The 6067-nt window shown below is 49.9% G+C and carries 7 protein-coding genes; 6 read left to right on the top strand and 1 reads right to left on the bottom strand.

Annotated features, from left to right (window positions below; translation table 11 throughout):
* Window positions 1-271 precede the first annotated feature (271 nt).
* The 6 genes from Q3A88_RS13335 (at window position 272) to Q3A88_RS13360 (ending at window position 5864) form a co-directional block, all read left to right on the top strand.
* On the top strand, window positions 272-1684 hold the full coding sequence (locus Q3A88_RS13335) for an anion permease (protein WP_014917093.1): 1413 nt from the start codon (window positions 272-274) through the stop codon (window positions 1682-1684).
* Window positions 1685-1873: 189 nt separating this feature from the next.
* Window positions 1874-3502: a sensor histidine kinase gene (locus tag Q3A88_RS13340; RefSeq protein ID WP_317178068.1), complete on the top strand. Its 1629-nt coding sequence runs from the start codon at window positions 1874-1876 to the stop codon at window positions 3500-3502.
* The gene (dcuR, locus tag Q3A88_RS13345; protein ID WP_010281107.1) at window positions 3495-4217 is read left to right on the top strand and encodes a two-component system response regulator DcuR; all 723 of its coding nucleotides are present in this window, start codon (window positions 3495-3497) and stop codon (window positions 4215-4217) included. Before Q3A88_RS13340 ends, dcuR begins: the two co-directional genes overlap by 8 nt.
* Window positions 4218-4340: 123 nt before the next feature.
* Window positions 4341-5246, top strand: coding sequence for a hypothetical protein (locus Q3A88_RS13350; RefSeq protein WP_317178069.1), 906 nt, complete (start codon window positions 4341-4343; stop codon window positions 5244-5246).
* Window positions 5230-5496: a hypothetical protein gene (locus Q3A88_RS13355; protein WP_317178070.1), complete on the top strand. Its 267-nt coding sequence runs from the start codon at window positions 5230-5232 to the stop codon at window positions 5494-5496. Before Q3A88_RS13350 ends, Q3A88_RS13355 begins: the two co-directional genes overlap by 17 nt.
* A gap of 116 nt (window positions 5497-5612) precedes the next feature.
* Entirely contained in the window at window positions 5613-5864 is a 252-nt protein-coding gene (locus Q3A88_RS13360) for a hypothetical protein (RefSeq protein ID WP_317178071.1), read from the top strand.
* Between the two features lie 6 nt (window positions 5865-5870).
* Here the strand turns inward: Q3A88_RS13360 and Q3A88_RS13365 are convergent.
* On the bottom strand, window positions 5871-6067 hold a 197-nt coding region (locus tag Q3A88_RS13365), incomplete at its 5' end, for an IS1 family transposase (protein ID WP_317178072.1).

The following is a 6067-nucleotide window of genomic DNA, read 5'->3' on the forward strand; positions in this document are numbered from 1 at the left end:
GGTGACGAAGGAAGAATAACGAAATACCCACTCCTCCGCACGGGACATCCGTCGTGAATATCTCCTGAATAATTTGAGTGCACTACGCTCGCAGCTCAAAAATGACGGGGATATGCCCTAAATAATTCGAGTCGCAGGAAGGCGGCAACCGCACGAATCCCCAGGAGCTTACATCAGTAAGTGACTGGGGTGAGTAAGGGAAGCCAACGTATATGCGGCTCGAAGTATGACGGGAAATACAGAATCCGTTTTAATGAAGAGTGGTGTTCTTATGTCTGCGAATAACAGCAGGTTGATAAAGCTTCTAGTTATCCTTTGTATTGCCGGTGGCTTATGGTTATTGCCGGTTCCTGACGGGGTTAAACCCGATGCCTGGCATCTGATGGCGATTTTCATTGCCACCGTTGTCGGTCTGATTCTTTCTCCTTACCCGCTTGGCGCGATGGCGATGTTCAGCCTGACCTCGGTCGCCATATTAGGGCTATTACCCATTAAAGATGTGCTGACGGGCTTCAGCGATCCCACCATTTGGATGATCGCCTGCGCCTTCTTTATCTCTCGCGGCTTTATCAAAACTGGCTTTGGCCGACGCATTGGTCTGCTGTTCATCAGCAAGCTGGGGAATAGCTCACTCGGTCTGGCGTATGGTCTGGTGTTTACCGACCTGATGTTCGCTCCGGCCATGCCTTCCACGTCTGCACGCTGCGGCGGGATCATCACTCCGCTGTTCCGGTCAATTGCCGAAGCCTATGACTCCACGCCGGAAAAAGGCACGCAGCGTCGTATTGGTGCGTTTCTGGTGCAGTCCATTTTCCAGTGTAACGCCGTGACTTCCGCGATGTTCATGACCTCCATGGCGGGTAACCCGATGGTGGCGAAGCTGGCTTCTCAGTTTGGTATTCACATCAGTTGGACGGATTGGGCGTTGGCGACACTGCTGCCGGGATTCCTGTCTTTGGCGCTGATTCCTTACCTGATCTACCGTTTCTATCCGCCTGAACTGAAGAAAACCTCAGAAATGCGTGCAATCGCCGTCGAAAGACTGCGTGAAATGGGCAAAATGACCCGCGACGAATGGGTGGTGCTGGGTGTGTTCCTGGGTCTGGTGACCTTCTGGGTACTGGGTTCTACGCTGAATATCGATGCAACCCTGACCGCGCTGGCGGGCCTGAGCGTGCTGTTGCTCAGCCGTGCGCTGACCTGGGACGATGTCGTCAGCGAGAAAGAAGCCTGGCACACCGTGGTGTGGTTTGCCGTACTGATGACGCTGGCTGGCCAGCTCAACAAGATGGGTCTGATTGCCTGGCTGGGTGGATTGGCCGGTAATGCGGTGAGTGGGATGCACTGGTTGCCGATGCTGGGTCTGCTGCTGCTGGTGTACTACTACAGCCACTACCTGATGGCGAGCGCGATTGCCCACATCAGCGCCATGTATGCGATTTTTGTCTCTATCGCGCTGGCAGCCGGTGCGCCGCCGATGCTGACCGTACTGGTATTCGGTATCTTCAGTAACCTGTTTATGTCCACGACCCACTACTCCAGTGGTCCGGCACCGATTTTGTTCGGCACTGGCTACGTGCCGCTGGGAACCTGGTGGAAGATCGGTTTCCTGGTCAGTCTGGTCATCATCCCTATCTGGCTGGGTGTTGGCGGAATGTGGTGGAAAATGCTCGGTTTCTGGTAAACGCGGGTACTGCTGGCTTTCCAGATGCGAAACATTCCTGACACAAAAAATGTACCGCAACGTTAAGCCTGATTTCCTTTCTTCAAGCCTACGCCCTGTCCTTGTGACGGGGCGTATGCATCACGGCACGCGAAACGCGACGAAACAGTATAAGATAACGGTGTGATGATGGTGGTTTCGGAGAGTGACATGGGCAAGAAAAAGGCACCGCTAAAGCTGGGAACATCGGTGTTTCTGATGGTGTCGGTTGTGCTTGGTGCGGTGTTGCTGGTGGTCTATTCCTTGCTGTTTTTTCGCATTAATCAGCTTTCAGAAGATCATCTGCGAGAAAAAGCCTTTGCCATTGCTCGCACATTTGCCGCCTCTCCCGTGGTGATTGATGAACTTAAAGGGATTGGTCGGCCTGAGGAAGTGCAGGCGGCTGCGGAGACGATCCGACTGCGCAATCAACTGCTCTTTGTCACGGTCACAGATATGGACACGGTGCGCCATAGCCACCCTGAACCGGAAAGAATCGGTGAGCATTTTGCTGGTCGGGATATCTACCCGGCGCTGTTGGGTATGGAAAATACCGCCATCAACCGGGGAACGCTCGATCCCGCGCTGCGGGTCTTTACACCGGTTTTCGACAGCAACCATAAGCAGGTTGGCGTTGTCGCGTTGGGGATTGCCTTAACCAGCGTGCAGAAGGTGATCAGCGATAACCGCTGGATGATTCCCTGGACGCTATTGGCGGGGGCGCTGGTCGGCTGGCTGGGCACGCTGATTTTGGTGAAGGTGCTCAAGCGCATTATGCTGGGATTCGAGCCGTTTGAGATCTCAAACCTGTTTGAACAGCGTAACGCGATGCTCAAACACATCAAAGAAGGCGTTATCGCGGTCGATCAGCATGGCCGGATTACGGTCATCAATGATGAGGCGCGACGGCTTTTCCGGCAGAATAAGCTGCAGGGCAGTGAAACGCCGGCTCCGAAGCCTGCTGAACGCGTCAGCGACCAGTGGCTTGAACATCTGCACCTGAAACAAGTGCTGGAGAGCGGTACGCCGCGGCGTGATGAAGAGATTAACTTTAACGGCCACCTGCTGCTGACTAACACCGTTCCGGTTTTTGTGAAGGGCGACATTATCGGCGCGATTGCGACATTCCGTGATAAAACGGAGATCAGCCAGCTGCTGCAACGGTTGAGTGGGATGTCCTACTATGCGGATGCGCTGCGTGCGCAGTCGCACGAGTTTATGAACAAGCTGCACGTTATCCTGGGGATGCTGCACTTAAAATATTACTCGCAGTTGGAAGATTATATCCTGAAGACCGCCAATAATTATCAGGCGGAAATTGGTTCGATTATTCGTAAAGTGAAATCGCCAGTGATTGCCGGCTTCCTGTTGGGTAAAATCAACCGCGCGCGCGATCTTGGCATTACGCTCTCCATCAGCGAGGAGAGTCTGCTGCCAGATACCGATGATGTCGATGCCACCAATGAATTGATTACCGTATTGGGTAATCTGATCGAGAATGCGATGGACGCGATTGATCGGCAGGAAAACTGCGAAATCAGCGTGAGTTTCCATCATCAGAATGGCCGCCTTCACTGTACCGTGGGGGATGACGGCCCCGGCATTTCGCCGGAGAGTCAGGCGCGCATTTATGAACAGGGATTCTCTACCAAAGGTAGCGGGCGCGGTATCGGCCTGTACCTGACCAAGCAGAGTCTGGAGAAGATTGGCGGCACTATCGAGTTTGAATCAGAACCTGAGGTGTACACCCAGTTTTTCGTTACTATTCCTTATCAAGCAAGGCTGTTTGACCATGATTAATGTACTGATTGTTGATGACGATGCCATGGTTGCAGAGCTTAACAAATCTTATCTGAACCAGGTTTCTGGATTTAGCTGCTATGCGACCGTCCCCACATTGCAGCAGGCGCGCAACCTGCTGATGCAACCTGACTCGGAAATCGATTTGGTATTGCTGGATATTTATATGCAGCAGGATAATGGACTGGACCTGCTGCCGACTATCCGTGAATTCAGCGAAAAGACGGACGTCATCATCATCTCGTCTGCCAGCGATGTGTACACCATCAAGAAAGCGCTGCATTACGGTGTGGTGGACTATCTGATTAAGCCTTTCCAGTTCTCGCGTTTCGAACAGGCGCTGACCGCCTATCGCGAAGAGGCGAACTTGTTCAAACACCGCGATTTTGTTGGGCAGTCGGATATTGATAACCTGATTCGTCGTACCAGCAGTAGCACGGTTAGCGAACGTAAGAAATTGCCGAAAGGACTGACCAGCCTGACGCTGCGTACCGTCTGCGAGTGGATTGAAGGTAATCAGGGCATCGAGTTCTCTACCGAGATGCTAGCGAATGCGATTGGTATCTCCCGCGTCTCCTGCCGTAAGTATCTGATCTATCTGTCTGATACTGGCATCCTGACCACCAATATCCTGTACGGCTCAACCGGCCGACCGGTTTATTTGTATCGCCTGTTGCCGGAAAAACAGGACTCGCTGCGCCAATACTGTGAATAAAAGGCTGTGAATAAAAAGCGGTAAATAAATCGCGCTGAATAAGGTAAACAGAGACAAGGCGGGAGCGATCCCGCCTTGTGCTATCACAATTCAGTGACGATGAAACCAAATGGAGTTGGTTTAGTGGAACACGATAAATTTATGCAGTATGGCCGCGGGTTAGGGCTGTGGCGTAACCCACGGGAAAATATTAAGCCTGACCCAATAAATTACTTCAGAGATGACCCGATTTATCTCACACCCTCAAAAGGAGAATGGGTTAATCAAATCCAAGAGTGCAAGAAAGAAAATAACCCATTAGAGAACGGTGTGTTTATCTGGACAGAAACTAAGGCGACAGGTCACGCCTTTGTCTCTGTTCATGAGGGTAATAGTGCTTCTGTTTTCACTTATGGTCGATTCGGTAGACGGTCTGGTGCTGGCGGGACTGTCGGTGATGGCATCTTAAACTTTTTGCGGTTTGAAGATGCCAGAACATATTACCGAGAAGAGCTGTACAAGATGGAGGCGAAGGCATTCATCATTACAGATGCAGATCCTACGATTGCAAGAATGTACTTTGAAAGGCTGTGGCATTCAGGAAGCAAAGCTAAAGAGACGCCAGACATGGGGGATGATACCAAACGAGATGGCCACACAATTGATCAATATGATGTGACAGGGGTTAACTGTACAACCCATACAACAAAAGGCGTGAAGATAGCGGGATCACAGATATTTGAGGGAGGATATACCACTCACTCTCAGATGCGAATTGATTACGAAGAAGATTTTGCCGTGCCGGTATCGCTACAGCGGTATTTAGAAAGAAAAAACGCTGAGTCATCGATGCTTGTTGTTGATATGACGAGTGAGTTTAGAAAACAGTACCCCAATATTAATGGGTTTAACCCTCTAGATGAATCAACAATAAGAATGAAAGCTTTTCGAGCTGCCGCTGAGATAGCTTCTGGTGTTGGCAAGGTGTCGCCTTATTCTGGTGGTACTGTCGGGGGATTATTAGAAGGGATGCATGATGTTAACAAGTGAATGTAAGACGGTTATGCGCTGGGGAGGAATAGCATTAGTAACCTTTGTATATTATCTGTGGCTCTTTCTTGCTATTTTTCCGTTAGATAATAAAGGGGACATGCCACTGGGTAAGGTGGTTACTATCGATTATCATGAGGCCGTTATAGAAAATATTTATAAGGCCACAGATAATGTCCTTGAGGTTGCTTTAATTGGTTTTCCTGTGTGTATGACTCTGATTCTGATCATTTTCAAGAAGGTTAGATAGTTGTGATCAGCAAATGGAACTGAATGTCATATGTGGAATGAGATAAATGAGGCGGGAGCGATCCCGCCTTGTGCTATCACAGTTCAGTGACGATGAAACCAAATGGAGTTGGTTTAGTGGAACACGATAAATTTATGCAGTACGGCCGCGGGTTAGGGCTGTGGCGTAACCCACGGGAAAATATTAAGCCTGACCCAATAAATTACTTCAGGGATGACCCGATTTATCTCACGCCCTCAAAAGGGGAATGGATTAATCAGAGCCAAGAATGCCAAAAAGAAAATAACCCATTAGAGAACGGTGTATTTATCTGGACAGAAACTAAGGGGACAGGTCACGCCTTTGTCGGTCACGTATTCAATATGTAGATCAGGTCATTGCAGATAATGTTCACGTTCGATGAATGTGCCGATTATCTTGTCATGCATTTCCACTGATTTTGAGTACTCGATAGTTTTACGATTCAGTCGTTTTAACCGGTTGCGAAGATTCAGATTTTCACGTTCAATCCGCTGCGTGTAAAGCTTGCCAGTTATGTGCTTTTTATCCGGCAACATCTCATAAGCACTGA

This window comes from Pectobacterium sp. HCp5_1 (assembly GCF_032905925.1).
Classification (GTDB): Bacteria; Pseudomonadota; Gammaproteobacteria; order Enterobacterales; family Enterobacteriaceae; genus Pectobacterium; species Pectobacterium brasiliense_A.